A 24,330-nucleotide genomic window follows, 5' to 3' on the forward strand; every position below is an offset into this window, starting at 1 on the left:
CCGGGCCCGGGGGCGGACGCGGTGCACCGCGGCCGCCCCCGGGCGTTTAATCCCGCACCGTCCGTCCGGCGGCCGGTGCGGCACGAGCAGAGGAGGACCAGGGTGTTCTGGTGGCAGGACGAGGTCGGGCCGGGGATCCGGATGGCCTTCACGGACCGCGGCGCGGGCAACCTCGCGCTGCACACGGGCGACGACCCGGCCGCGGTGCGCCGCCGCCGGGCCGCCCTCGAGCGGTCCATGGGGGTGCCCGCCGGCTCGCTGCTCTTCCTGGAGCAGGTGCACGGCACCGACGTCGCCGACGCCGACCGGGCCGACCGCGCGGCGGTGCCCGTGGCCGACGCCGCGGTCTCCGCGACGGGGGTGCCGCTGGCCGTGATGGTGGCGGACTGCGTGCCCGTGCTCCTCCTGGGCGAGGGCCCCGCGAGCCCGGTCACGGCCGTGGCGCACGCCGGGCGCCGCGGTCTGCTGGACGGCGTGCTGGAGCGCACCGTGGAGCGGCTGCGGGAGCGCGGCGCGGACCGGGTCGCGGCCTGGGTGGGACCCTCCATCTGCGGCGGCTGCTACGAGGTGCCGGCCGCGATGCAGGAGGAGTCGCTGCGCCGGCTGCCCGCGGCGGCCGCCACCACGTCCTGGGGCACCCCGGCCCTGGACCTGCGCGCCGGCGTCCGCGACCGGCTCGGCCGCCTCGGCGTGGCCGTCACCGAGCCCGCCGCCCCCGGCGGGACGGTCTGCACCCTGGAGGACGAGCGGCTCTCCTCGCACCGGCGGGACCCCGGCTCGGGCCGGATCGTCGGCCTCGTCTGGCGCAGCCGCCCCGGCGCCCGGGTGGAGCGCGCGGCATGAGCGCCGGTGCGGACGACCCGCGCGGCCGCGAGCTCGCCGAGGCCCTGGGGCGCGTCCGGGCCCGGATCGGCGCCGCGGCCCGGGGCGCCGGCGCCCCGGAGCCCACGCTGATCGCCGTCACCAAGTTCTTCCCCGCCGCGGACGTCCTCCGGCTGCACCGGCTGGGCGTGCGCGACGTGGGGGAGAACCGGGACCAGGAGGCCGCGGCCAAGGCGCGGGAGGTCGCGGAGCACCTCGACGGCCCCCTCGCCTGGCACTTCATCGGCCAGCTCCAGTCGAACAAGGCGAGGTCCGTGGTCCGCTACGCCTCGTGGGTGCACTCGGTGGACCGCGGCTCCCTCGTCGCCGCCCTGGGCAAGGCGGTGCGGCGGCACCGGGAGGAGGCCGCGGCCGGGCAGGTCCCCGCCGGCCCGTGCGTCCGCCAGGACCTCACCTGCCTGGTGCAGGTCTCCCTGGACGCCGAGGAGCACCGCGGCGGCGCCCGCCCCGAGGACGTCGTGGGGCTCGCGGAGCAGATCGCCGCCACGGAGGGGCTGCGCGCCGGCGGGGTCATGGCCGTCGCCCCGCTGGGCGCGGCCGCGGGCCCGGCCTTCGACCGTCTGCAGGCTCTGTCGCACCGGGTGCGGGAGCTCCTGCCGGAGGCCGCCGCGGTCTCCGCGGGCATGAGCCAGGACCTCGAGGAGGCCGTCGCCCGGGGGGCCACGCACGTGCGCGTCGGCTCCGATATCCTCGGCCCCCGACCGCCCGTAGGATAGCTTGGAGGACGGCCCCGCGGGGCCAGGGCCGTACCGCGATCCGTGCAGCACGACGGGCGCCGGGCGGTCCGAGGATCCCGGAACTCCCCCCACCGCCGATATCCGCACAGACAGTCAAGGAGAGCACCATGGCCGGAGCGTTGCGCCGCACCATGATCTATCTCGGCCTCGCCGAGACGGACGAGGACTACGACGACGACCCGACGCCTGCCCGCCAGGAGCACCAGTCCGCCGTCGCGGTCCGCGAGGAGCCGCGCGAGGCCCGCGCCCACGAGTCCACGGCCGTGGCCGTGCCGCGCCGGTCGGCCGAGTACCGGGCGCCGGTCACCCCCATCAAACGCGCCCCCTCCAGCTCTCGAGAGGACAGCTCGACCTTGCGCACGATCACCACGGTCCACCCCCGCTCCTACAACGACGCGAAGTCCATCGGCGAGGCCTTCCGCGAGGGCACCCCCGTCATCATGAACGTCAGCGACATGGGCGACGCCGAGGCCAAGCGGCTGGTGGACTTCTCCGCCGGGCTGGTCTTCGCCCTGCACGGCTCCATCGAGCGCGTGACCGGCAAGGTCTTCCTGCTCACCCCGTCCTACGTCGAGGTCGTCGGCCACCCGGCCGGCGGCGAGGCCGAGGACGGCACCGACGACCACGCGGAGGACTGAGGCGCACCGATGGACCTGTTGCTCTCCCTGCTGTACCTGGCCCTGCACCTCGTGTACGTGGCGCTGCTGGCCCGGCTCGTCCTGGACTGGGTGCAGATGTTCGCCCGCAGCTGGCGGCCCCGCGGCGTCGCCCTCGTGGGCGCCTCGGCCGTGTACACCGTCACCGACCCGCCCATGCGCTGGCTGCGCCGGGTCGTGCCGCCGCTGCGCTTCGGCGGCGTGGCCCTGGACCTCGGCTTCCTGATCCTCATCTTCGCCGTCAGCATCGTCCAGGGCATCGTCGGCTCGCTGCTGTCCTGAACCGGTCCCGCTCCACCCTGCCTGTACCCTGTAACCGCACGACCCACCGGGTGCCGGCCGCCGGGCCGCCCCCGGCGCCGGTCGGACGGAGCCCCCGCCGCGGGCCGCGCCCGCGCCCCGCCCTAGGAGGAATGCACTCATGGCCCTGACGCCCGAAGACGTCATCAACAAGCGGTTCCAGCCCACCAAGTTCCGGGAGGGCTACGACCAGGACGAGGTCGACGACTTCCTCGACGAGATCGTCGTGGAGCTGCGGCGCCTGAACCAGGAGAACACGGACCTCAAGCAGCAGCTCGAGACGGCCGGCCACCCGGTGGCCCCCCGGGAGCCCGCCCCGGCGTCGGAGCCGGGCCCGGCCGCGGCCGAGGAGCCCGCCGCAGCGCCGGACGCCGCGGGGACCACGGTGACCGGGTCCGCCGTGGCGGAGCCCGCCCCCGCGCCGGCCGCCGCGCCGTCCGCGGCGGAGAGCTCCGCCGGCGCCGCGCAGTCCGCGGCCGGGGTGCTCGCGATGGCCCAGAAGCTGCACGACGAGTACGTCGCCGAGGGCACCGCGGAGCGCGACCGGCTCGTCGCCGAGGCCCGCGCCCAGGCCGAGGAGCTCGTCGAGGACGCCCGGCGCACCCGCGAGCAGACCCTCACCGTCCTGCGGGACGAGGAGGCCGCGCTGCAGACCCGCGTCGCCGGGCTGCGCGACTTCGAGCAGGACTACCGGGACAAGCTCCGGGGCTTCATCCAGGAGCAGCTGCACGACCTGGAGACCACCCCGGCCCTCGAGCCCGCGCCCCCCGCCGACGAGGCGTCCGCCGCAGCCCCGGCCGCCCGCGCCTGAACCGCCCGCACGGAGCCCCGACGGAGGGACCGGCCCCACGGCCGGTCCCTCCGTCGTGCTCCCGGCCCCGCGCCCGCCGGCCGGCGTGACACCATGGACCCGGGCCCGGCCGTCCGGTCCCGCACCCCGACCCCTTCCGAGGAGAGCATGAGCGAGCACCCCGAAGCCCCCGCAGGCGCCACCGGCGGGGCGGGCCGCCGCCGCGTGCTGCTCCTCGCCGCGGCCGCCGCGCTGCTGGTCTACGTCCTGGACCAGCTCACCAAGTGGTGGGTGGTGAGCACCATGGCGCCCGGCCAGCGGACCCCGGTGGTCGAGGGGCTGCTGTGGTGGCAGTTCATCCGCAACCCCGGGGCGGCCTTCTCCCTGGGCGAGGACGTGACCTGGCTGTTCACCCTGGTCATGACGGCCGTCTCCGTGGCGATCGTGCTGACCCTGCGCCGGGTGCGCTCGACCGGGTGGGCCCTGGCCCTGGGCATGGTCCTCGGCGGCGCCCTCGGCAACCTCACCGACCGGCTCCTGCGGGAGCCGGGCTTCGCGGTCGGGCACGTGGTGGACTTCATCGCCGTGCCGCGCTTCGCGATCTTCAACATCGCCGACTGCGGGGTGGTGGTGGGCGTGGGCCTGGTGGTGCTGCTGACCCTGCTCGGCCGGGAGCTCGACGGCACCCGCACCGCGGGCCGGACCGCGACCGAGGAGGAGAGCGCCCGTGGCTGAGCCCGAGCACACCACCGCGCACACCACCGAGCGCTTCACCGTGCCGCCCGAGCTGGAGGGCCAGCGCGCCGACGCGGCGGTCGCCGCCCTCACGGGCCTCTCCCGCTCGGCGGCCGCCGCCCTGTGCGCGGAGGGGCGGGTGCTGCACCGCGACCGTCCCGTCCCCAAGTCCTTCCGGGTGGAGCCCGCCCAGACGCTCACCGTCCAGGTGCCCGTGCCGGAGGACCCGTCCCGGGTCGTCCCGCAGCTGGTCGAGGACTTCCGGGTGGTCCACCTGGACGACGACATCGTGGTGATCGACAAGCCGCCGGGGGTGGCCGCCCACCCGTCGCCGGGCTGGAAGGGCCCCACCGTGGTGGGCGCCCTGGCCGGGGCCGGCGTGACCGTGAGCACCTCCGGGGCGCCGGAGCGGCAGGGCGTCGTCCATCGCCTCGACGTCGGCACCTCCGGGCTGATGGTCGTGGCCCGCACCGAGCGGGCGTACACCGCGCTGAAGCGGGCGTTCAAGGAGCGGACGGTCACGAAGGTCTACCACACCGTGGTCCAGGGCCTGCCGGACCCGCTGCGCGGGACCGTCGACGCCCCGATCGGTCGCCACCCCGGCTACGACTGGCGCTTCGCCGTGGTGGAGGGCGGGCGCGCGTCGGTCACCCACTACGAGGTGCTGGAGGCCTTCGGGCGGGCGGCCCTCGTGGAGGTTCACCTGGAGACCGGGCGCACCCACCAGATCCGGGTGCACTTCTCCGCGCTGCGCCACCCCTGCTGCGGGGACCTGACCTACGGGGCGGACCCGGCGCTGTCGGCCGGGCTGGGGCTGACCCGGCAGTGGCTGCACGCCCAGCGGCTGGGCTTCGAGCACCCCGGCACGGGGGAGCCGGTCGAGTTCGACAGCCCCTATCCGCCGGACCTCGCCTTCGCCCTGGAGACCCTCCGCGACGGCGGCCCGTCCTGATCCGGCGGGCCCCCGGCGCGGCGGCACGGTCGGCGGGGGCGACTACACTGGTCGGGTGACGACGGCATCCGGCAAGAGCAGCTTCACCCACCTGCACGTGCACACCGAGTACTCCATGCTCGACGGCGCGGCACGTCTCGACGACCTCTTCGAGGCCTGTCACCAGATGGGGATGTCCTCGCTCGCGACGACCGACCACGGGTTCGTCTTCGGCGCCTTCGACTTCTGGAACAAGGCCCGCAACGCGGGGATCAAGCCGATCATCGGGGTGGAGGCCTACCTCACCCCCGGCACCGCCCGCTCGGACCGCACCCGCGTGAAGTTCGCCGACGGCGGCCGCGACGACGTCTCCGGCGGCGGCGCCTACACGCACATGACCCTGCTGGCCGAGACGACGCAGGGCATGCAGAACCTGTTCCGGGCCTCCTCCCTGGCCTCCCTCGAGGGCCAGCTGTACAAGCCGCGCATGGACCGGGAGCTGCTGAGCACCTACGGCAAGGGCCTGATCGCCACCACGGGCTGCCCCTCCGGGGAGGTCCAGACCCGCCTACGGCTGGGCCAGTACCAGGAGGCCCGCCAGGCCGCCGCGGAGTTCCGCGACATCTTCGGGGCCGAGAACTTCTACTGCGAGCTCATGGACCACGGCCTCGCGATCGAGAAGAACGTCACGAGCGACCTGCTCCGGCTGGCCAAGGACCTGCAGTTGCCGCTGGTGGCCACGAACGACCTGCACTACACCCACGCCGAGGACGCCAAGTCCCACGCGGCGCTGCTGTGCGTGCAGTCGGGCTCCACCCTGGCCGACCCGAAGCGCTTCAAGTTCGACGCCGACGAGTTCTACCTGAAGTCCCCGGCCGAGATGCGCGAGCTCTTCCGCGACTTCCCGGAGGCCTGCGACAACACCCTCGAGATCGCCGAGCGGTGCCACGTGGACTTCGACACCTCCGCCAACTACATGCCCCGCTTCCCGACCCCGGAGGGCCACGACGAGGAGTCCTGGTTCGTGGAGGAGGTGCAGAAGGGCCTGCACCACCGCTTCCCCGGCGGGATCCCCGAGGACGTCCAGCGCCAGGCGGACTACGAGAAGGGCATCATCCTGCAGATGGGCTTCCCCGGGTACTTCCTGGTGGTCGCCGACTTCATCAACTGGGCGAAGAACAACGGGATCCGCGTGGGCCCGGGCCGCGGCTCCGGCGCGGGCTCCATGGTCGCCTACGCCATGCGCATCACCGAGCTCAACCCGCTCCAGCACGGGCTGATCTTCGAGCGCTTCCTCAACCCGGACCGCGTGTCCATGCCCGACTTCGACGTCGACTTCGACGACCGCCGCCGCGCGGAGGTCATCCACTACGTCACCGAGAAGTACGGGGACGAGCGCGTGGCGATGATCGTCACCTACGGCACCATCAAGGCCAAGCAGGCCCTGAAGGACTCCTCGCGCGTGCTCGGCTACCCGTTCTCCATGGGGGAGAAGCTGACCAAGGCCATGCCGCCGGACGTCATGGGCAAGGGCATCTCCCTCAAGGACGTCTACGACGAGTCGGCCAAGCGCCACGGCGAGGCGGACGAGCTGCGCGAGGTCCTCGCCCAGGACCCCGAGGCGAAGAAGATCTTCGAGACCGCCGAGGGCCTCGAGGGCCTCAAGCGGCAGTGGGGGGTGCACGCGGCGGGCGTGATCATGTCCTCGCACCCGCTGATCGACATCATCCCGATCATGCGCCGCGAGCAGGACGGCCAGGTGATCACCCAGTTCGACTACCCCACGTGCGAGGGGCTGGGGCTGATCAAGATGGACTTCCTGGGCCTGCGCAACCTCACGATCATCTCCGACGCCCTGGAGAACATCACGCTCAACCAGGACGGCTTCGTCCTGGACCTGGAGCACCTCGGCCTCGAGGACGCCGAGTCCTACGAGCTGCTGGCCCGCGGCGACACCCTCGGGGTGTTCCAGCTCGACGGCGGGCCCATGCGCCAGCTGCTCAAGCTCATGCGCCCGGACAACTTCGAGGACATCTCCGCCGTCATCGCCCTCTACCGGCCCGGTCCGATGGGTGCGAACTCGCACACCAACTACGCGCTGCGCAAGACCGGCCAGCAGGAGATCACCCCGATCCACCCCGAGCTCGAGGAGCCGCTCGCGGAGATCCTCGACACCACCTACGGGCTGATCGTCTACCAGGAGCAGGTCATGGCGATCGCCCAGAAGGTGGCCGGCTTCTCGCTGGGCCAGGCGGACATCCTGCGCCGCGCCATGGGCAAGAAGAAGAAGTCCGAGCTGGACAAGCAGTACGAGGGCTTCCACGGGGGCATGGTGGAGCGCGGCTACTCCGAGGGCGCGATCAAGGCCCTGTGGGACATCCTGCTGCCGTTCTCCGACTACGCCTTCAACAAGGCCCACTCCGCGGCCTACGGCCTCGTCTCCTTCTGGACGGCCTACCTCAAGGCGCACTACCCGGCCGAGTACATGGCCGCCCTGCTCACCTCGGTGGGCGACGACAAGGACAAGCTGGCCCTCTACCTCACCGAGTGCCGCCGGATGGGCATCACCGTGCTGCCCCCGGACGTCAACGAGTCCGCGCTGAACTTCACCCCGGTGGGCACCGACATCCGCTTCGGCATGGGCGCGGTGCGCAACGTGGGGGCCAACGTGGTCGGCGCCATGGTCGAGGCCCGGGAGGAGCACGGGGCCTTCACCTCCTTCAACGACTTCCTCGCCAAGGTGCCCGCGGTGGTGTGCAACAAGCGCACCATCGAATCCCTGGTCAAGGCCGGCGCGTTCGACCGGCTGGGCCACACCCGGCGGGGCCTGGTGATGTGCCACGAGGAGGCCGTGGACGCCACGGTGGCGGTCAAGCGCCAGGAGGCGGCCGGGCAGTTCGACCTCTTCGGCGGGATGGGCCTGGACGAGGAGGACCCCTCCACCTCGCTGACCGTGGCGGTGCCCGACGTCCCCGAGTGGGAGCGCAAGGACCTGCTGGCCTTCGAGCGCGAGATGCTGGGCCTGTACGTCTCCGACCACCCGCTGCGCGGGCTCGACGAGGCCCTGGGCCAGTACGCCGACACCTCGATCCAGCCGCTGCTGGGGGAGGATGGCCGCCCCGACGGCGCGGTGGTCACGGTCGCGGGCATGATCACGTCCCTGTCCCGGCGGATCGCCAAGACCTCCGGCAACGCCTACGCCCGGGTGGAGCTCGAGGACCGGACCGGCTCGATCGAGATCATGTTCTTCGGCAAGGCCTACGCCCCCATCGCCGGGGTGCTGGCCGAGGACCTGATCTGCGTGATCAAGGGCCGGCTGCAGCGCCGGGACGACGGCTCCGTGACCATCTCCGCCCAGGAGCTGACCGTGCCGGAGCTCTCCGCGGACGGGCACAACGGGCCGGTGCTGATCGCGCTGCCCGAGTTCCGCGCCACCGAGGCCACGGTCCAGGAGATCGGGGCGGTGCTGCGCAACCACCGCGGGGACTCCGAGGTGCGCATCCACCTGGAGACCCGGCAGAAGGTGCAGGTCCTGCGGCTGGGCCCGGACCTGCGGGTGAACCCCTCGCCGGCCCTGTTCGGGGACCTGAAGGTGCTGCTCGGGCCCACCTGCCTGGAGGTCTAGCCGACCGGGGCCCGGAGCGCAAGACCCGGGCCCCGACAGGAGCGGTGCGGTGGAATACCATGGAGTCGTGACTACCGCTGAGACGACCACGACGCCCGCCCTGCGCACGATCGACCTCCGCGGCCGGCAGCTGTCCTGGGCCGAGCTGCGCGCGGCCGTGCCCCGGCAGAGCACCTCGTCCCTGGCGTCCGCCGAGCAGGCCGTGGAGGAGATCATCGCCGCCGTCCGCACGGAGGGCGCCGCCGCGCTGCGCCGCTACGCCCTGCGCTTCGACGGCGTGGAGCAGCAGCGGCTGCGCGTGGACCCCGCCGAGATCCGGCGGGCGGTCGACGCGCTGGACCCCGCGGTGCGCCGCGGCCTGGAGACGGCGATCGAGCGCACCCGGGCGTTCGCGGCGGCCCAGCGCCCGGCCGACGCCCGCCTCGAGGTGGCCCCCGGGGCCGTCCTCGTCCAGCGCTGGACCCCCATCCGCCGGGCCGGCCTCTACGTGCCGGGCGGGCTGGCCGTCTACCCCTCGTCGGTGGTCATGAACGTCGTCCCGGCCCAGGCGGCCGGCGTCGGCTCGATCGCCCTGTGCAGCCCGCCGCAGCGGGAGTTCGGGGGCCTGCCGCACCCGACGATCCTCGCCGCGGCCGGTCTGCTCGGGGTGGAGGAGGTGTGGGCCGTCGGCGGCGCCCAGTCCCTCGCGGCCATGGCCCACGGCGTGGTCGACGGCGAGGACGTGCTCGAGCCGGTGGACACGGTCACCGGCCCGGGTAACGTCTACGTGGCCACGGCCAAGCGGCTGCTGCGCTCCGTGGTGGGCGTCGACGCGGAGGCGGGGACCACCGAGATCGCCGTGCTGGCCGACGACACGGCGGACCCCTCCTACGTCGCCGCCGACCTCGTCTCCCAGGCCGAGCACGACCCCGCCGCCGGGTCCGTGCTCATCACCCACTCGCCGGCCCTGGCCGAGCGCGTCGCGGCGGAGCTCGCCGTGCAGGTGCCCCGCACCCGGCACCGGGAGCGGGTGGCGACCGCGCTGTCCGGTCCCCAGTCCGGGGTGGTGCTCACCGACGACCTCGACGCCTCCGTCGCGGTGGCCGACGCCTACGCCGCCGAGCACCTCGAGATCCACACCGCCGCCCCGCAGGAGGTCGCCGCCCGGGTGCGCAACGCCGGGGCCATCTTCGTGGGCCCGTACAGTCCCGTCCCGCTGGGCGACTACGCGGCCGGGTCCAACCACGTGCTCCCCACCGGCGGCACGGCCGTGCACACGCAGGGGCTGTCCACCACCTCCTTCCTCAAGGCCGTGCAGATCGTGGAGTACTCGAAGGAGGCCCTCGCCGAGATCGGCGCGGACATCGTGGCCCTGGCCGACTCCGAGGACCTGCCCGCGCACGGCACGGCCATCACGATCCGCACGGGGGGCTGATCCGACCGTGCACTGCCCCTTCTGCCGCCACACCGACTCCCGCGTCGTGGACAGCCGCACCACGGACGACGGGACGGCGATCCGCCGCCGCCGCCAGTGCTCCGAGTGCGGCCGTCGCTTCACCACGCTCGAGACGACCACGATCTCCGTGATCAAGCGCTCGGGCGTCACCGAGCCCTTCGACCGGCAGAAGATCGTCAACGGGGTGCGCAAGGCCTGCCAGGGGCGGCCGGTGAGCGAGGACGACCTCGCGATGCTCGCCCAGGAGGTCGAGGAGACGATCCGCGCCCTGGGCGCCGCGGAGATCGAGGCCCACGAGGTGGGTCTGGCGATCCTGGCCCCGCTGCGCCGCCTGGACGTGGTGGCCTACCTGCGCTTCGCGAGCGTCTACCAGGCCTTCGACGGCCTCGGCGACTTCGAGGAGGCCATCGACCTGCTCCGGCAGCAGCAGGCCGAGCAGTCCGGGCAGCAGACCATCCCCGCCGCGGTGGAGCCGGCGGGCTCCGGGGCGAAGAAGCGCCCCGGCCGGCGGACCCGGCCCCGGAGCCTCGACGGCGTGTCCCAGCCCCGGCTGCTCTGAGCGCCGCACCTCGGCGACACGTCCCGGCGTGTCTCTTGCCGCGGGCCGGAGGAGAGTCGTAGAGTAAGTGACGTAACAAGCTCCCGCCGGGGGCTGCGGAGGGGAAGCCGCGGCCCCCGGCGGGTTTTTTTGTGCCCGGCGCACACGACGACGCCCGGAGCGCGCCGCGCTCCGGGCGTCGTCGTGGCGGCGCAGGCGCCGGGGTCAGTCCTCGGTCCCGTGCGGGATGCCCGCCCACAGGGCCGCGCCCACGATGCCCGCGTTGTTGCGCAGCTCGGCGACCTTCACCGGCGTGCGCAGCTCCAGGAAGGGCAGGAACTTCTCCGCCTTCTTCGACACCCCGCCGCCCACGATGAACAGGTTCGGGGTGAACAGGAACTCGACGTGGCTGAAGTAGCGCTGCAGCCGGGTGGTCGCCCACTTCTTCCAGGGCATGTCCTCACGCTCGCGCGCGGCCGCGGACGCCTTCGTCTCGGCGTCGTGGCCGTCGATCTCCAGGTGGCCGAGCTCGGCGTTGGGCACGAGCTTGCCGTTGAGGATCAGGGCCGAGCCGATGCCGGTGCCCAGGGTGATCACGATGACCAGGCCCTTCATCCCGCGCCCGGCGCCGTAGACCGCCTCGGCCAGGCCCGCGGCGTCGGCGTCGTTGAGCGCCTCGACCGGCCGGCCCAGCCGCTCCGTCATCAGCGTGTCCACGTCCGTGCCGATCCAGGACTTGTCGATGTTCGCCGCGGAGAGGGCCACCCCGTCCTTGATGATCGCCGGGAACACGATGCCCACCGGCGCGTCCGGCGCCGGGGCCTCCGGGCGGGACTGCAGCTCCGACACGATCTGCTCCACGACCTCCGCCACCTTCTCCGGCGTGGCCGGGCGCGGGGTGGGGATGCGGAAGCGCTCGCCGACGAGCTCACCGGTGTCCAGGTCGACGATGCCGCCCTTGGTGCCGGTGCCGCCGAAGTCGATGCCGATGACCCGACGGCTCGGGACGTCCGCGACGGAGCGATCTGGTGTGGTCATGGGGTGGTCCTCCCGGGGCCGTGGTCGGATGATCAGTGCGCAGTCTACGGCAGGGTCAGCACGTCCACGCCGTCGTCCGTCACAACCAGCGTGTGCTCGAACTGCGCGGTGCGCATCCGGTCCCGGGTGGTGACCGTCCAGTCGTCGTCCCACTGCTCCCACTGGATCGTGCCGAGGGTCAGCATGGGCTCGATGGTGAAGACCATGCCGGGCACCATGGGCGTGGCGTAGGACGGGGCGGCGTCGTAGTGCGGGACGATGAGCCCGGAGTGGAACTCCCGGCCCACGCCGTGGCCGGTGAAGTCGCGGACCACCCCGTAGCCGAAGCGCCGGGCGTACTTCTCGATCACCCGGCCGATGACGTTGATCTCGCGGCCGGGCCGGACCGCGTTGACGGCCCGGTTCAGCGCCTCCTCGGTGCGCTCCACGAGTAGGCGGGACTGCTCGTCGACCTCGCCCACCAGGAACATCCGGTTCGTGTCGCCGTGGAAGCCGTCCCGGTAGGCCGTGACGTCGAGGTTGATGATGTCGCCCTCCTCCAGCACCGTGGAGTCGGGGATGCCGTGGCAGATCACCTCGTTGAGGGACGTGCAGATGGACTTCGGAAAGCCCCGGTAGCCCAGGCAGGACGGGTAGGCGCCGTGGTCGCACAGGTACTCGTGGGCGATCCGGTCCAGGTCGTCGGTGGTGGCGCCGGGCACGGCGGCGCGGCCTGCCTCCTGCAGGGCGCGGGCCGCGATCCGGCCCGCCTCCCGGATCAGCTCGACCTCCTCCGGCCGGTAGACGTTGCCGCCCCGGCCCTCGTCGGGCTCGGCCCGGCCGACGTACTCGGGCCGGGGGATGGACGCCGGGACGGGGCGCTGCGGGCTGAGGGACCCGGGGGCGAGGGCACCGACGGGGGCGGTGCCGGCGGGAGCGGTGAGGTTGTGCGAGCGCACGGGGGTCTGGTCCTCCTGGTCTTCGGGTTCGCCGGCCCCGACGGGGCCTAGGATCTACCCTAACGCGCCGGGTGCCCGGCCGGTCCGGTCGAGGACGCCCCGGCGGCCCGGGGAAGGAGAGGTCATGAGCGAGTACTGGTTCAACGTCTACACCCACGAGGTCGAGGAGGGCCCGCAGTCGGACTACCGCAAGCTGCTCGGTCCCTACGCCACGCGCCAGGAGGCGCAGAACGCCCTGAAGCTCGCGGCCGAGCGGACCCGGAAGTGGGACGAGGAGGACCGCGCCTTCGGCGAGGACTGAGCGCCGCGGCTCAGAAGCTGTGCTCGGGACCCGGGAAGGTCCCGGTGCGCACGTCCTGCACGTAGCGGCCCACGGCATCGGTGACCACCCCGTGCAGGTCCGCGTACTGCCGCACGAAGCGGGGCATCCGCCCGCGGCGCAGCCCCAGCATGTCCTGCCACACGAGGACCTGGCCGGTGGTCCCGGGCCCGGCGCCGATCCCCACGGTCGGGACGTCCACGGCGGCGTCCACGGCCCGGGCGGCCTCGGCCGGCACCATCTCCAGGACCAGGCAGAACGCCCCGGCCGCCTCGAGGGCGCGGGCGTCCTCGACCAGGGCCCGCGCGGCGTCCCCGCGGCCCTGCACGCGGTAGCCGCCCAGGGCGTGCTCGCTCTGCGGCGTGAAGCCCAGGTGCGCCACGACGGGCACCCCCGCCTGGACCATGGCCTGCACGTGCGGGGCGAACCAGGCCCCGCCCTCCAGCTTCACCGCGTGCGCCCCGCCCTCCTTGAGGAAGCGCACCGCGGTGGCCACCGCCTGCTGCGGGGAGGCCTCGTAGGAGCCGAAGGGCAGGTCGGCGACGACGAACGCGCGCTCGGCGGCCCCGGACACGGCCCGGCACAGCGGCAGCAGCTCGTCCACGGTGACGGGCAGCGTGGTCTCGTGGCCCAGGACGTTGTTGCCCGCGGAGTCCCCGACGAGCAGCGTGTCGACGCCCGCGGCGTCGAAGATCGCCGCCGTGAGGGCGTCGTAGCTCGTGAGCATGGTGAACTTCTCACCGCGGCGCTTCGCCTCGCGCAGGTGGTGGGTGCGCACCCGGCGCACGTCGAGGGCGCCCGGCTCCGGACGGGTGGTCTCCTGGGTCATGGCTCCAGCCTAACCGGCGGGCCCCGCGCGCCCGGCGGGAGGCCCGGGTGAGCGCGTTAGAGTGGGCTGGACAGCAGGCGTGCCCGTGTCGGCACGGCACACGCCCCCGGCGCCGGCCGCGGGCAGGAAGACGAGGAACACAGCCATGGACCGTCAGCAGGAGTTCGTCCTCAGGACCATCGAGGAGCGGGACGTGCGCTTCGTGCGGATGTGGTTCACGGACGTCGTGGGCAGCCTCAAGTCGGTGGCGCTGGCCCCGGCCGAGGTGGAGGCGGCCTTCGAGGAGGGGCTCGGCTTCGACGGGTCCTCGATCGAGGGCCTCTCCCGCGTCTCCGAGGCGGACATGCTCCTGCAGCCGGACCCCTCCACGTTTCAGATCCTGCCCTGGCGCGGGGAGACCGAGCCCACCGCGCGGATGTTCTGCAACATCCTCACCCCGGACGGGGAGCCCGCTTCCTCGGACCCGCGGGGCGTGCTCAAGCGGGTCCTGGAGAAGGCCTCCGACATGGGCTTCACCTGCTACACCGCCCCGGAGATCGAGTTTTACCTGCTGAAGTCCGCCGACCTCGACGCCGAGGGCCAGCCGGTGCCGGTCGACCACGAGGGCTACTTCGACCACGTGCCGGGCGGCGTCGTGCAGGACTTCCGGCGCAAGGCCGTGAACATGCTCGAGGCCGTCGGGATCTCCGTGGAGTTCTCCCACCACGAGGCCGGCCCCGGGCAGAACGAGATCGACCTGCGCTACGCCGACGCCCTGCAGACGGCCGACAACATCATGACGTTCCGCACGGTGATCAAGGAGGTCGCGCTCGCCCAGGGGCTGTACGCCACGTTCATGCCGAAGCCCTTCACGGAGCACCCGGGCTCGGGCATGCACACCCACTTCTCCCTCTTCGAGGGGGACACCAACGCGTTCTTCGACGGCGGCTCCGAGTTCCGGCTCTCCCGCACGGCGCGCCACTTCATCGCCGGCATCCTCCGGCACGCCCCGGAGTTCACCTCGGTGACCAACCAGTTCGTGAACTCCTACAAGCGGCTCTGGGGCGGGGGGGAGGCGCCCTCCTACCTGTCCTGGGGCCACAACAACCGTTCCGCCCTCGTGCGGGTGCCGCTGTCCAAGCCGGACAAGGTGCAGGCCGCGCGGATCGAGTACCGCGGCATCGACTCCGCGACGAACCCGTACCTGTCCTACGCGGCGCTGCTCGCGGCGGGCCTGCAGGGCATCGAGCACGAGTACGACCTCCCGCCCGTGGAGCTGGACGACGTCGCCGCGATGAGCTCCGCCGAGCGCCGCGCCCTGGGGCACAACCCGCTGCCCTCGAGCCTCTACGACGCCATCCGGGAGACGGAGGAGTCGGAGTTCATGGCCGAGCTGCTGGGAGAGCAGGTCTACGACTACTTCCTGCGCAACAAGCGCCGGGACTGGAACGACTACCGTCGCGTGGTCACCCCCTTCGAGCTGAAGAACAACCTCGGCATCCTCTGAGCCCCGGACGGAGCCAGCCATGACCCACCCTCCCCAGTCGGCGTCCGCCACGGACCCGGTCGCCACCGGCCGGCTCATCAAGCTCGGCTTCGCGGACACGGGCAACGCCCAGCGCTGGCTCGGGTTCCGGGAGCTCGCCCCGGTCGACCAGGACCGGCTGCTGGAGGGCCTTGCGCTGGCCGCCTCGCCCGACGTCGCCCTGCAGCTGACGGTCCGCCTGCTGGAGGGCTCCCCCCGGCTGGCCGAGCGGATCAACGCCGGCCCCGAGGCCTCCGAGTCCATGTTCCGGCTGCTGGGGGCCTCCGAGGCGCTGGGCGAGTTCCTGCTGCGCCGGCCCGAGCACCTTGACCTGCTCGCGGAGCCGGCGGCCGCCGAGCCCGAGGAGATCCCCGCGGAGCACTTCCGCACCGCGCTGCTGCGCGCGGTGGGCGCCGACCCCGCGGCGCGGACCCCGGTGGCCGGGGACACCGGCGACGACGCCTACACCGCCCTGCGCGTCGCCTACCGCCGGGAGCTGACCCGCATCGCCATCCGCGACGTCGGCGCCCTCTACCCGGCCGACCACATGCCGGCCGTGGGCCGGCAGCTGGCGGACCTCGCCGCCGCCGCGCTCGAGGCCGCGCTGGCCGTCTCCCGGGCCGAGGCGGCACGGACCTGGGCGCCCGAGCTCGTGGACCGGGTGCGGCTGGCCGTGATCGGGATGGGCAAGTGCGGGGCGCGGGAGCTCAACTACATCTCCGACGTCGACGTGGTCCACGTCATGGCCGTGGACGCCGGGCCCGGGGAGGACGCCCCGGACGGGGCGGAGGCCACGAGCATCGCCACGGCCCTGGCCGCGGGCACCGCCCGGGCCATCATGGCGCGTGCCGCGGAGCCGCCGCTGTGGGAGGTGGACGCCAACCTGCGCCCCGAGGGCAAGGACGGGCCCCTGGTGCGCACCCTGGAGTCCCACGTGCGCTACTACGAGCGCTGGGCGGAGTCCTGGGAGTTCCAGGCCCTGCTCAAGGCCCGCCCCGTCGCGGGGGACCCGCAGCTGGGGCAGGCCTACCGGGAGGCGATCGAGCCGTACGTCTGGCGCAGCGCCGCGCGCGAGGGCTTCGTGGAGTCCGTGCAGGCCATGCGGCGCCGGGTCACCGACAACATCCCCGACGCCGAGGCCGAGCGGCAGATCAAGCTGGGTCCCGGCGGGCTGCGCGACGTCGAGTTCACCGTCCAGCTGCTCCAGCTCGTGCACGGGCGCACGGACGAGCGCGTCCGCACCCAAGCCACCACCGACTCGCTGTCCGCGCTGTCCGAGGGCGGCTACATCGGCCGCCGCGACAGCGAGCAGTTCGCCGCGCACTACCGCTGGCTGCGCCTGCTGGAGCACCGGATCCAGCTCTTCCGCATGCGCCGCACCCACCTCATGCCGCGCGCCGAGCGGGAGCTGGTGACCGTGGCCCGGTCCCTGCGGGGCGCCGCGGACACCGCCCGCCCCTCGGCGGAGTCGCTACTCGAGGAGTGGCGCAGGGTCAAGCGCAGCGTGCGCGGGATGCACGAGCGGATCTTCTACCGGCCGCTGCTGGCCGCGCTGGCGCACCTGCCCGAGAGCGACACCAGTCTCTCCCCGGAGTCGGTGCGGGACCGGCTGGCCGCCCTGGGCTACCGGGACCCGAAGGCGGCCGTGCGGCACATCGAGGCGCTCACCCGCGGGGTGAGCCGGCGGGCCGAGATCCTGCGGACCCTGCTGCCCGTGCTGCTGTCCTGGTTCGCCGACGGGGTGGACGCCGACGCCGGGCTGCTGGGCTTCCGGCGGCTCTCGGAGTCCCTGGGCACCACCCCCTGGTTCCTGCGGCTGCTGCGCGACTCCAACGCCGCCGCCGAGCGGCTGTGCCAGATCCTCTCCAGCTCCCGCTACGTCGCCGACCTGCTGGAGAACTCCCCGGAGGCCACCGCCTGGCTCGGCCAGGACGACGACCTCTGCCCCGTCCCCTTCGAGACCCTGTGGACCGAGATCCGCTCGCAGATGGCCCGGCACCCCGACCCAGGCGAGGCCGTGCGGATGATCCGCCTCATCCGCCGCCGCGAGGAGCTGCGCGTGGCGCTCGCGGACACCTCCGGGCTGCTCGACGTCGAGCGGGTCGCCGAGGCGCTGTCCGACATCGACCGCGCCTGCATCCTGGGCGCCCTGCACGCCGCTGAGCGCGAGGTCTACGGGCGCTCCGTGCGCGTAGCCGAGGTCCTGGTGGTGGCGATGGGCCGGCAGGGCGGGCGGGAGATCGGCTACGGCTCGGACGCCGACGTCGTCTACGTGTACGGTCCCGTGGGGGACGCGGACCCGGCGGCCGCCCGGGATCAGGCCCAGACCCTGCTGCAGCGGATGGTGCAGCTGCTCAAGGCGCCGTGCAGCCCGCCCATCGTGGCGGAGCGGGTGCTGGAGATCGACAACGACCTGCGCCCCGAGGGCAAGCAGGGCCCCATGGTGCGCTCCGTCGACTCCTACGCGGAGTACTACGCCCGCTGGGCGCAGACCTGGGAGTTCCAGGCGCTCACCCGGGCCCTGCCCGTGGCCGGCAGCGACGACCTGGCCGAGGCGTTCCGCCGCGTGATCGACCCCCGCCGCTACCCGTCCGAGTTCACCGAGGCGCAGCTGCTGGAGATCCGCCGGATGAAGGCGCGGGTCGAGAACGAGCGCCTGCCGCGCGGGGCGGACCCGTCCCGGCACGTGAAGCTGGGCCGGGGCGGGCTCTCGGACGTGGAGTGGCTCGTGCAGACGCTGCAGCTCCAGCACGCGCACCGGGTCCCGGGGCTGCGGACCACCAGCACGCTGCGCGCGCTGCGCGCCGCCGAGGAGGAGGAGCTGGTCACGGCCGAGGACGCCGCCGCCCTGGCCGCGGCCTGGCGCCTGGCCACCGCCGTGCGCAACGGCAACGTGCTGCGCACCGGCCGCAGCTCCGACGCCCTGCCCTCGAAGCGCGCGGACCTCGAGGCGGTGGCCCGCTGGTGCGGGTACGGCCACGGCGGCGCCCGCCTCCTGGAGGAGGACTACCTGCGGACCACCCGCAAGGCCCGCGCCGTGTTCGAGCGGCTCTTCTACGGCCACTGACGGCCCCGTGCGCGGGACCCCGCGCACGGGGAAGGCCCCGGACCCCCGAAGGGGTCCGGGGCCTTCCCCGTGCAGCGGTGGAGCGGTGCGGCTCAGACGCCGTAGTACAGGGAGAACTCCAGCGGGTGCGGGACCACGGACAGCGGCTTGAGCTCGAACTCGCGCTTGTACTCGATCCAGGACTGGATGGTGTCCTCGGTGAAGACGTCTCCGGCGAGCAGGAACTCGTGGTCCTCCTCCAGGGCCAGCAGGGCCTCCTCCAGCGAGGCCGGGGCCTTCTTGATGTCCTTGGCCTCCTCGGCGGGCAGCTCGTAGAGGTCCTTGTCGATCGGGTCGGCCGGCTCGATGCGGTTGCGGATCCCGTCCAGGCCCGCCATGAGCTGGGCGGCGAACGCCAGGTACGGGTTGCACGAGGGGTCCGGGGCGCGGAACTCGAGGCGCTTGGCCTTCGGGTTGGTGCCCGTGATCGGGATGCGGATGCCGGCGGAGCGGTTGCCCTGCGAGTACACCATGTTGACCGGGGCCTCGAAGCCCTTGACCAGCCGGCGGTAGGAGTTCACGGTGGGGTTCGTGAACGCGAGCACGGCCGAGGAGTGCTCGAGCAGACCGCCGATGTACCAGCGGGCCAGGTCGGACAGGCCCGCGTAGCCCTTCTCGTCGTAGAACAGCGGCTCGCCGCCCTTCCACAGCGACTGGTGGCAGTGCATGCCGGAGCCGTTGTCGTTGAAGACCGGCTTGGGCATGAACGTGGCCGACTTGCCGAAGGCGTCCGCCGTGTTCTTGATGACGTACTTGAACTTTTGCAGGTCGTCGGCGGCCCGGGTGAGGGTGTTGAACCGGTAGTTGATCTCCGCCTGGCCGGGACCGCCCACCTCGTGGTGGGAGCGCTCGACCTCGAGGCCGACCTCGTCCAGGGCCACGCACATGGCGTCGCGCAGGTCGGCCTGCTTGTCGACGGGGGAGACCGGGAAGTAGCCGCCCTTGGTGGCGGTCTTGTTGCCCAGGTTCCCGCCCTCCTCCTTGCGGCCGGTGTTCCACGCGGCCTCGTCGGAGTCGATGGCGTAGAAGGAGCCCTGCGGCTGGACGTCGTAGCGGACGTCCTCGAAGATGAAGAACTCCGCCTCGGAGGCGAAGTTGGCGATGTCGGCGATGCCGGTGGACGCCATGTAGGCCTCCGCGCGCTCGGCGACGCCGCGGGGGTCGCGGTGGTAGGGCTCACCGGTGCGCGGGTTCACGATCGAGCAGGTGACCACGAGGGTCTTCTCGACCCGGAAGGGGTCCACGAACGCGGAGGTCGGGTCCGGGATCAGCTGCATGTCCGACTCGGCGATGCCCTGGAAGCCGCGGATGGAGGAGCCGTCGAACAGCTGTCCGTGCTCGAAGAAGTCGTCGTCCACCGACTTGGCCGGGAGGTTGAAGTGCTGCTGCACGCCGGGCATGTCCGTGAACCGGACGTCGACGAAGACGATCTCCTCGTCCTTGATGAACGCGAGGACTTCCTCGGGTGTCTGGAACATGTGCTGTTTCCCTTCTCAGATGGGCTGGACCGCCGTGCCGAGACGTTGGTGCGACGTCCTTTTCCGGGGCCCACGCTACGGACCCGGCATTAAGGCCCCGTGTCCCGGGTGTTTCCTCGGTGTTACACGGAGCGGCCCGGGGGAGCCACGGTCTGGGCGTCAGTCTAGGCGAGATCGCCCCGATACCCTGGGGGGATGATCGACAGACGTGACGTCGGCTCCTGGCTCGAGGGCCCGGGGACCGGTCCCCGGCAGTACCCGGGGCAGCGCCTGGGGCGCCCGCCGGCGGGGCCGGGCTCGGTGGGACGCCCCGGACGGCGGCTCGTGGCCCTGGCCCTGGACTGGTACCTGTGCTGGGCGCTCGCCGCGTGGCTCGCCCCCCAGTGGAACCAGCACGGGCTCGTGACCCTCGCCGTCCTGTTCCTGCTCAACGTGCTGCTGGTCGGGGCCACCGGGCACACCCCGGGGCACTGGGTGACGGGCCTGCAGGTGCAGACCCTGGACGGACGCCCGGCCGGGTTCGCCCGGGCCGTGGTGCGCTCGCTGCTGCTGTGCCTGCTCATCCCGCCCGTGGTCTTCGACCCGGACCAGCGCGGCCTGCACGACCGGGCCGCGGACACGGTCCTGGTGCGCACCCGCTGAACCGGCCCGCACCGACGACGGAGCCCCCGCCTTCCGTGGGAAGGGCGGGGGCTCCGTCGTCGGTGCGGGCCGGCTCAGCGGCCGCGCATGGCCTTGCGGTCCGGGCGGGCGCGCATCGGGTCGACGCCCTTGGGGATCGGCAGGCGGTTGCCGAGCGTGCTGATCCGCTTGTGCACGGTCTGCACCTCCTGCTGGGTGAGCTTCTTGTCCAGCTTCTTCATCTGCTTGGACAGCTCGCGCAGGGGCACCTGGCCCTCGCCCTTGCCGGTCTTGATGACGTGGATCGGCACGTTCTGGATCACGGGACCGATCCGGCGGCGCTCCTTCGAGACGATCTTGTCGACCCGGCCGGCGGGACCCTCGGTCACGAGGACCACGCCGGGACGGCCGATGGCGCGGAAGACGAGGTCGCGGGTGCGCGGGTCCATCGCGGCCGGCTGCTCCTCCACGATCCAGCCGCGGCGCAGGGCGGACAGGGCCGCCCCCGCGGCCCCGGGCTGGTCCTCGATCCGGGCGAAGGCGGCGCGCTCGGCCCTGCGGGAGAGGTAGAACGAGGCCGCGAGCAGGGCGAACGGCAGACCGATGAGCAGACCGGTGATCCAGTTGCCGAGCAGGGCGCCGACGAGCAGGAAGACCAGGAGCACGCCGAGACCGATCAGCAGCATCCACCAGCCCACGTTGGGCTCGACCTCGCGGGTCATCCGGAAGACCTGCTTGATCTGCCCGAGGAAGCCGGGGCCCTTGGCCGCCCTCCGCTGCTGCTTCGCCTCGCGCTTCTGCGCCCGGGTCGGCTTCCCGCCCGGCGTCCCCGTGGGCTTCCCGGAGGAGGTGGATCGCGACGCGGGGCGCGACTTGGCGTGGGAAGGTGACACGGTGAGACCTCGTCCTGTGGTGCGGTGGCAGTGGTTCGGGGACCACGGCGCGCGCCGGGGCGCCCGCCGTGGTCCGTCCTCCAGTTTAGCGGGTGGCAGGTGCCGTGACCCGCCCCGGCTCAGCCGAGGCGCTGGACCAGGGAGGACGCCTCCTGGGAGGCGGAGCCCTCGTCCTCGATGTGCGCCAGGTGGGCGGGGATCTCCCGGCCGGACTTCTCCATGGCCCGGGCCCACAGGCGGCCCGCACGGTAGGAGGACCGGACCATCGGCCCCGCCATGACGCCCAGGAAGCCGATCTCCTCGGCCGTCCGGGAGAGCTCCACGAACTCCTCCGGCTTGACCCACCGGTCGATCGGGTGGAAGAGGGGAGAGGGACGCAGGTACTGGGTGAGCGTGATGATGTCGCACCCGGCGTCGTGGAGGTCGCACAGGGCCTCGTGGATCTCCTCGTTGGTCTCGCCCATGCCGAGGATCAGGTTCGACTTGGTGATCATCCCGGCCTCCTTGCCCTGGGTGATCACGTCCAGGGACCGCTCGTAGGTGAACGCGGGGCGGATCTGGCGGAAGATGCGCGGGACCGTCTCCACGTTGTGCGCGAAGACCTCCGGCTCGGCGTCGATGACCTGCTGCAGCCGGTCCGGCTTGCCCTGGAAGTCGGGGATCAGGATCTCCACCCCCGTGTTCGGGTTGAGGGTGTGGATCGCCCGGATGGTCTCGGCGTAGAGCCACGCCCCGCCGTCGTCGAGGTCGTCGCGGGCCACGCCCGTCACGGTGGCGTAGCGCAGGCCCAGCTCCTGGACCGACTCGGCGACCTTGCGCGGCTCGGTGAGGTCCAGCGGGTCCGGCCTGCCGGTGGCGATGTCGCAGAAGTCGCACCGCCGGGTGCACTTGGACCCGCCGATCAGGAACGTCGCCTCCCGGTCCTCCCAGCACTCGTAGATGTTGGGACAGCCGGCCTCCTCGCACACGGTGTGCAGGCCCTTGCCGCGCGCCAGGGACTTCAGCTCCTGGAACTCCGGGCCCATGCGAGCGGTGTTCTTCAGCCAGGACGGCTTCTTCTCGATGGGTGTCTCGGCGTTGCGCGCCTCGACGCGCAGCAGGCGGCGGCCCTCGGGGGCAACGGTCATGGTCGGTCTCCTTGTCGAGATGTCGACGGTGGTGCGCTCACGGTCCCGGTGGTTCCGGGGCGGCGCGGATCAGCTGACGGCGGTCGGCCAGGGCAGCGGCCCCGGGAGCCCGGACGGGTGGAACTGTTCGCACAACTCGTCCTGGCGGGCGGATATTTCCTGCTCCAGGCGCGCCACCACCGTCTCCGGGGTCACGAGCCGCCCGGTCTCCTGGGACAGGCTCGTGACGGAGGCGTCGGTGATGCCGCAGGGGATGATCCTGCCGAACGGCCGCAGGTCGTTGGAGCAGTTCAGGGCGAAGCCGTGCATGGTCGCCCGCTTGGACACCTGCACGCCGATCGCCGCGATCTTGCGGTCGGGGCCGCGCTCGTCGGCGAGCACCCACGCCCCCGAGCGGCCGGCCACGGTGGTCGCCGCCACCCCGAAGTCCGCGACGACCGCCAGGATGATCTCCTCCAGCAGGCGCACGAAGCGCACGACGTCGATGGGCGTGGTCAGGCGCACGATCGGGTAGCCGACGAGCATCCCGGGGCCGTGGTAGGTCAGCTTGCCCCCGCGCCCGATCTCCACCACCTCGGTCCCGTCGCTGGGGTACTCGTGGGCCTCGGTGCGCCGGCCCGCCGTGTAGACGGGCGGGTGCTCCAGCAGCAGCACGGTGTTGGCCCGCTCACCGGCGACGACCTCGCGGTGCACGTTCTTCTGCAGCTCCAGCGCCGCACGGTAGTCCACGAGGTGGGGGGCGAAGCCGAGCCGTTCGAAGGAGAGGGACATGGCCCCCAGCCTATCGCGCGGCGACGACACGCGCGCCGGGCCCGGGCTGTGGACGGCCGCAGCGGCGCCCGCCCCCGGCCGGGCATGCTGGGCGCATGGACGACGCCACCCCCGCCCCGGGCGGCCGGCCCCCGGGGTCCCGGCCGGTACCCGCCACCGCGCGGGAGCGGCTCGCGGCGGCCGTGCGCGACGACGCCCGGGAGCCCGGGCCGCGTCCCGCGGAGGAACCGCTTCCGCAGCTGCCGCCGGAGGAGGGGCTCGAGCCGGTCCGGCGCCTCGGCGACGGCGCGTGGCTGGTGCGCGAGACCCGCTCCCGCGAGGTCTTCGTCCTGCGGCCGTGCACGGGGGCGGACGACGCGGAGCGTGCCGCCTCCCGCCGGGCCCTGCTGGCGCTCGCCGTCGACCTGGCGGGCCGCGAGGACCCCCGCCTGGTGGCCGTGCGCGGGCTGCTCGGACCCGCCGCGGAGCCCGTGGGCCTCGTCGAGGAGTACCTGCCGGACGGGTCCCTGGCGCAGCGTCTGGCCGAGCGCGGCCCGCTGGCCGCGGACGAGGCCGCCGCGGTGCTGCGCGACGCGGCGGCCGGGCTGGCGGCGCTGCACGGCCTGGGGCGGTGCCACGGGGAGCTCACCGCCCGGCAGATCCTCTTCCGCCGCGCCGCGACCGGCGGCGGGCCCGGGAGCGCTGCCGGGCCCGTGGCCGGGCCGGAGGGCGGAGCCGGCGGGTCCGGCGGCACCGCCCGGGCCGTGGTGCGGCCGGGCACCGGGGACGGGAGCCCGCCCGAGGACGTGCGGGCCCTCGGGGTGGTCGGCTGGACGGCGCTCACGGGGCGGGCCCCGGCCGCCGGCCGGCACCGGGCCCCTCTGGCCCGGCTGCGCCCGGACGTCCCGGCCCCGCTCCGCCGGGCCGTGGAGTCGGCCCTCGCGGAGCACCCGGCCGACCGGCCCGGCGCCGCCCAGCTGGCCGCCGCCCGCGAGCTCCTCCCGGCCCCGGGACCGGCCGCGGCCGGCCGGTCGTCCCGCCCGGCGGGGCCCGGCCCCCCGCCTGCCCCGTCGACGCGGCGGACCGCCCGCGGGCCCG

Annotated in this window: 22 protein-coding genes; 15 read left to right on the plus strand and 7 right to left on the minus strand. The window is 73.4% G+C overall.

From position 1 onward, the window contains the following. The first annotated feature begins 102 nt into the window (after window positions 1–102). The 10 genes from ACWCOM_RS17480 to nrdR all read left to right on the plus strand — a co-directional run bounded on the left by ACWCOM_RS17480 (window position 103) and on the right by nrdR (window position 10,650). Entirely contained in the window at window positions 103–843 is a 741-nt protein-coding gene (locus ACWCOM_RS17480; RefSeq protein ID WP_454550025.1) for a polyphenol oxidase family protein, read from the plus strand. Further along, window positions 840–1,598 carry a YggS family pyridoxal phosphate-dependent enzyme gene (locus ACWCOM_RS17485; RefSeq protein WP_454550026.1) on the plus strand — a complete coding sequence of 253 codons (759 nt, stop codon included), beginning with the start codon at window positions 840–842 and terminating at the stop codon, window positions 1,596–1,598. Before ACWCOM_RS17480 ends, ACWCOM_RS17485 begins: the two co-directional genes overlap by 4 nt. A 128-nt stretch (window positions 1,599–1,726) precedes the next feature. Further along, window positions 1,727–2,257 carry a cell division protein SepF gene (locus ACWCOM_RS17490; RefSeq protein ID WP_454550027.1) on the plus strand — a complete coding sequence of 177 codons (531 nt, stop codon included), beginning with the start codon at window positions 1,727–1,729 and terminating at the stop codon, window positions 2,255–2,257. 9 nt (window positions 2,258–2,266) lie between these two features. Beyond that, on the plus strand, window positions 2,267–2,557 hold the full coding sequence (locus ACWCOM_RS17495; RefSeq protein WP_454550028.1) for a YggT family protein: 291 nt from the start codon (window positions 2,267–2,269) through the stop codon (window positions 2,555–2,557). 139 nt (window positions 2,558–2,696) lie between these two features. Continuing rightward, window positions 2,697–3,386, plus strand: coding sequence for a DivIVA domain-containing protein (locus ACWCOM_RS17500; protein ID WP_454550029.1), 690 nt, complete (start codon window positions 2,697–2,699; stop codon window positions 3,384–3,386). Between the two features lie 147 nt (window positions 3,387–3,533). Then, a complete protein-coding gene (gene lspA, locus ACWCOM_RS17505) occupies window positions 3,534–4,100 on the plus strand; it encodes a signal peptidase II (protein ID WP_454550030.1) in 567 nt (188 codons plus the stop codon). Next, window positions 4,093–5,052, plus strand: coding sequence for an RluA family pseudouridine synthase (locus ACWCOM_RS17510; RefSeq protein WP_454550031.1), 960 nt, complete (start codon window positions 4,093–4,095; stop codon window positions 5,050–5,052). The genes lspA and ACWCOM_RS17510 overlap by 8 nt, the downstream gene beginning before the upstream one ends. Window positions 5,053–5,167: 115 nt before the next feature. Further along, window positions 5,168–8,656 (plus strand): DNA polymerase III subunit alpha, encoded by a 3,489-nt coding sequence (gene dnaE, locus ACWCOM_RS17515; protein ID WP_454550046.1) that lies wholly within the window; start codon window positions 5,168–5,170, stop codon window positions 8,654–8,656. A gap of 67 nt (window positions 8,657–8,723) precedes the next feature. Next, window positions 8,724–10,070, plus strand: a complete 1,347-nt coding sequence (hisD, locus tag ACWCOM_RS17520) for a histidinol dehydrogenase (protein WP_454550032.1) — start codon at window positions 8,724–8,726, stop codon at window positions 10,068–10,070. 7 nt (window positions 10,071–10,077) lie between these two features. Continuing rightward, window positions 10,078–10,650 carry a transcriptional regulator NrdR gene (gene nrdR / locus ACWCOM_RS17525; protein ID WP_454550033.1) on the plus strand — a complete coding sequence of 191 codons (573 nt, stop codon included), beginning with the start codon at window positions 10,078–10,080 and terminating at the stop codon, window positions 10,648–10,650. A 204-nt stretch (window positions 10,651–10,854) separates the two neighbouring features. Here the strand turns inward: nrdR and ppgK are convergent, their stop codons facing one another. Then, window positions 10,855–11,667 (minus strand): polyphosphate--glucose phosphotransferase, encoded by an 813-nt coding sequence (gene ppgK / locus ACWCOM_RS17530; protein WP_454550034.1) that lies wholly within the window; start codon window positions 11,665–11,667, stop codon window positions 10,855–10,857. Between the two features lie 44 nt (window positions 11,668–11,711). Next, window positions 11,712–12,605, minus strand: a complete 894-nt coding sequence (map, locus tag ACWCOM_RS17535; protein ID WP_454550035.1) for a type I methionyl aminopeptidase — start codon at window positions 12,603–12,605, stop codon at window positions 11,712–11,714. Between the two features lie 124 nt (window positions 12,606–12,729). On the opposite strand from map, the gene ACWCOM_RS17540 reads away from it, so the two are divergent. Continuing rightward, window positions 12,730–12,906, plus strand: coding sequence for an SPOR domain-containing protein (locus ACWCOM_RS17540; protein ID WP_454550036.1), 177 nt, complete (start codon window positions 12,730–12,732; stop codon window positions 12,904–12,906). A gap of 10 nt (window positions 12,907–12,916) precedes the next feature. Here the strand turns inward: ACWCOM_RS17540 and panB are convergent, their stop codons facing one another. Beyond that, the gene (gene panB, locus ACWCOM_RS17545) at window positions 12,917–13,753 is read right to left on the minus strand and encodes a 3-methyl-2-oxobutanoate hydroxymethyltransferase (RefSeq protein ID WP_454550037.1); all 837 of its coding nucleotides are present in this window, start codon (window positions 13,751–13,753) and stop codon (window positions 12,917–12,919) included. A gap of 145 nt (window positions 13,754–13,898) precedes the next feature. Between panB and glnA (ACWCOM_RS17550) the strand changes: the two genes are divergently transcribed. Together glnA (ACWCOM_RS17550) and ACWCOM_RS17555 are read left to right on the plus strand one after the other, a co-directional pair. After that, the gene (gene glnA, locus ACWCOM_RS17550; RefSeq protein ID WP_454550038.1) at window positions 13,899–15,239 is read left to right on the plus strand and encodes a type I glutamate--ammonia ligase; all 1,341 of its coding nucleotides are present in this window, start codon (window positions 13,899–13,901) and stop codon (window positions 15,237–15,239) included. Between the two features lie 19 nt (window positions 15,240–15,258). Further along, the gene (locus ACWCOM_RS17555) at window positions 15,259–18,324 is read left to right on the plus strand and encodes a bifunctional [glutamine synthetase] adenylyltransferase/[glutamine synthetase]-adenylyl-L-tyrosine phosphorylase (protein WP_454550039.1); all 3,066 of its coding nucleotides are present in this window, start codon (window positions 15,259–15,261) and stop codon (window positions 18,322–18,324) included. A 92-nt stretch (window positions 18,325–18,416) separates the two neighbouring features. Here ACWCOM_RS17555 and glnA (ACWCOM_RS17560) read toward each other — a convergent pair whose 3' ends face one another. Beyond that, a complete protein-coding gene (gene glnA / locus ACWCOM_RS17560) occupies window positions 18,417–19,841 on the minus strand; it encodes a type I glutamate--ammonia ligase (protein ID WP_454550040.1) in 1,425 nt (474 codons plus the stop codon). Window positions 19,842–20,036: 195 nt separating this feature from the next. Between glnA (ACWCOM_RS17560) and ACWCOM_RS17565 the strand changes: the two genes are divergently transcribed. Beyond that, entirely contained in the window at window positions 20,037–20,483 is a 447-nt protein-coding gene (locus tag ACWCOM_RS17565; RefSeq protein ID WP_454550041.1) for an RDD family protein, read from the plus strand. Between the two features lie 74 nt (window positions 20,484–20,557). Here the strand turns inward: ACWCOM_RS17565 and ACWCOM_RS17570 are convergent, their stop codons facing one another. The 3 genes from ACWCOM_RS17570 to lipB form a co-directional block, all read right to left on the minus strand. Then, on the minus strand, window positions 20,558–21,355 hold the full coding sequence (locus ACWCOM_RS17570) for a DUF4191 domain-containing protein (protein WP_454550042.1): 798 nt from the start codon (window positions 21,353–21,355) through the stop codon (window positions 20,558–20,560). Between the two features lie 119 nt (window positions 21,356–21,474). Next, window positions 21,475–22,482: a lipoyl synthase gene (lipA, locus tag ACWCOM_RS17575; RefSeq protein ID WP_454550043.1), complete on the minus strand. Its 1,008-nt coding sequence runs from the start codon at window positions 22,480–22,482 to the stop codon at window positions 21,475–21,477. Window positions 22,483–22,551: 69 nt separating this feature from the next. Beyond that, window positions 22,552–23,253, minus strand: a complete 702-nt coding sequence (gene lipB, locus ACWCOM_RS17580) for a lipoyl(octanoyl) transferase LipB (protein ID WP_454550044.1) — start codon at window positions 23,251–23,253, stop codon at window positions 22,552–22,554. A 95-nt stretch (window positions 23,254–23,348) separates the two neighbouring features. On the opposite strand from lipB, the gene ACWCOM_RS17585 reads away from it, so the two are divergent. Continuing rightward, window positions 23,349–24,330: protein kinase (locus tag ACWCOM_RS17585; protein WP_454550045.1), on the plus strand; the 982-nt coding region annotated here is incomplete at its 3' end.

This window comes from Kocuria sp. KH4 (assembly GCF_053711175.1).

Excerpts from the sequence above, each read along its gene's own strand:
- ACWCOM_RS17485 (WP_454550026.1), top strand. The coding sequence starts at position 840 with ATGAGCGCCGGTGCGGACGACCCGCGCGGCCGCGAGCTCGCCGAGGCC.
- ACWCOM_RS17490 (WP_454550027.1), top strand. The coding sequence starts at position 1,727 with ATGGCCGGAGCGTTGCGCCGCACCATGATCTATCTCGGCCTCGCCGAG.
- ACWCOM_RS17495 (WP_454550028.1), top strand. The coding sequence starts at position 2,267 with ATGGACCTGTTGCTCTCCCTGCTGTACCTGGCCCTGCACCTCGTGTAC.
- ACWCOM_RS17500 (WP_454550029.1), top strand. The coding sequence starts at position 2,697 with ATGGCCCTGACGCCCGAAGACGTCATCAACAAGCGGTTCCAGCCCACC.
- lspA (WP_454550030.1), top strand. The coding sequence starts at position 3,534 with ATGAGCGAGCACCCCGAAGCCCCCGCAGGCGCCACCGGCGGGGCGGGC.
- dnaE (WP_454550046.1), top strand. The coding sequence starts at position 5,168 with ATGCTCGACGGCGCGGCACGTCTCGACGACCTCTTCGAGGCCTGTCAC.
- ppgK (WP_454550034.1), bottom strand. The coding sequence starts at position 11,667 with ATGACCACACCAGATCGCTCCGTCGCGGACGTCCCGAGCCGTCGGGTC.
- ACWCOM_RS17540 (WP_454550036.1), top strand. The coding sequence starts at position 12,730 with ATGAGCGAGTACTGGTTCAACGTCTACACCCACGAGGTCGAGGAGGGC.
- panB (WP_454550037.1), bottom strand. The coding sequence starts at position 13,753 with ATGACCCAGGAGACCACCCGTCCGGAGCCGGGCGCCCTCGACGTGCGC.
- glnA (WP_454550038.1), top strand. The coding sequence starts at position 13,899 with ATGGACCGTCAGCAGGAGTTCGTCCTCAGGACCATCGAGGAGCGGGAC.
- ACWCOM_RS17555 (WP_454550039.1), top strand. The coding sequence starts at position 15,259 with ATGACCCACCCTCCCCAGTCGGCGTCCGCCACGGACCCGGTCGCCACC.
- glnA (WP_454550040.1), bottom strand. The coding sequence starts at position 19,841 with ATGTTCCAGACACCCGAGGAAGTCCTCGCGTTCATCAAGGACGAGGAG.
- ACWCOM_RS17565 (WP_454550041.1), top strand. The coding sequence starts at position 20,037 with ATGATCGACAGACGTGACGTCGGCTCCTGGCTCGAGGGCCCGGGGACC.
- lipA (WP_454550043.1), bottom strand. The coding sequence starts at position 22,482 with ATGACCGTTGCCCCCGAGGGCCGCCGCCTGCTGCGCGTCGAGGCGCGC.
- lipB (WP_454550044.1), bottom strand. The coding sequence starts at position 23,253 with ATGTCCCTCTCCTTCGAACGGCTCGGCTTCGCCCCCCACCTCGTGGAC.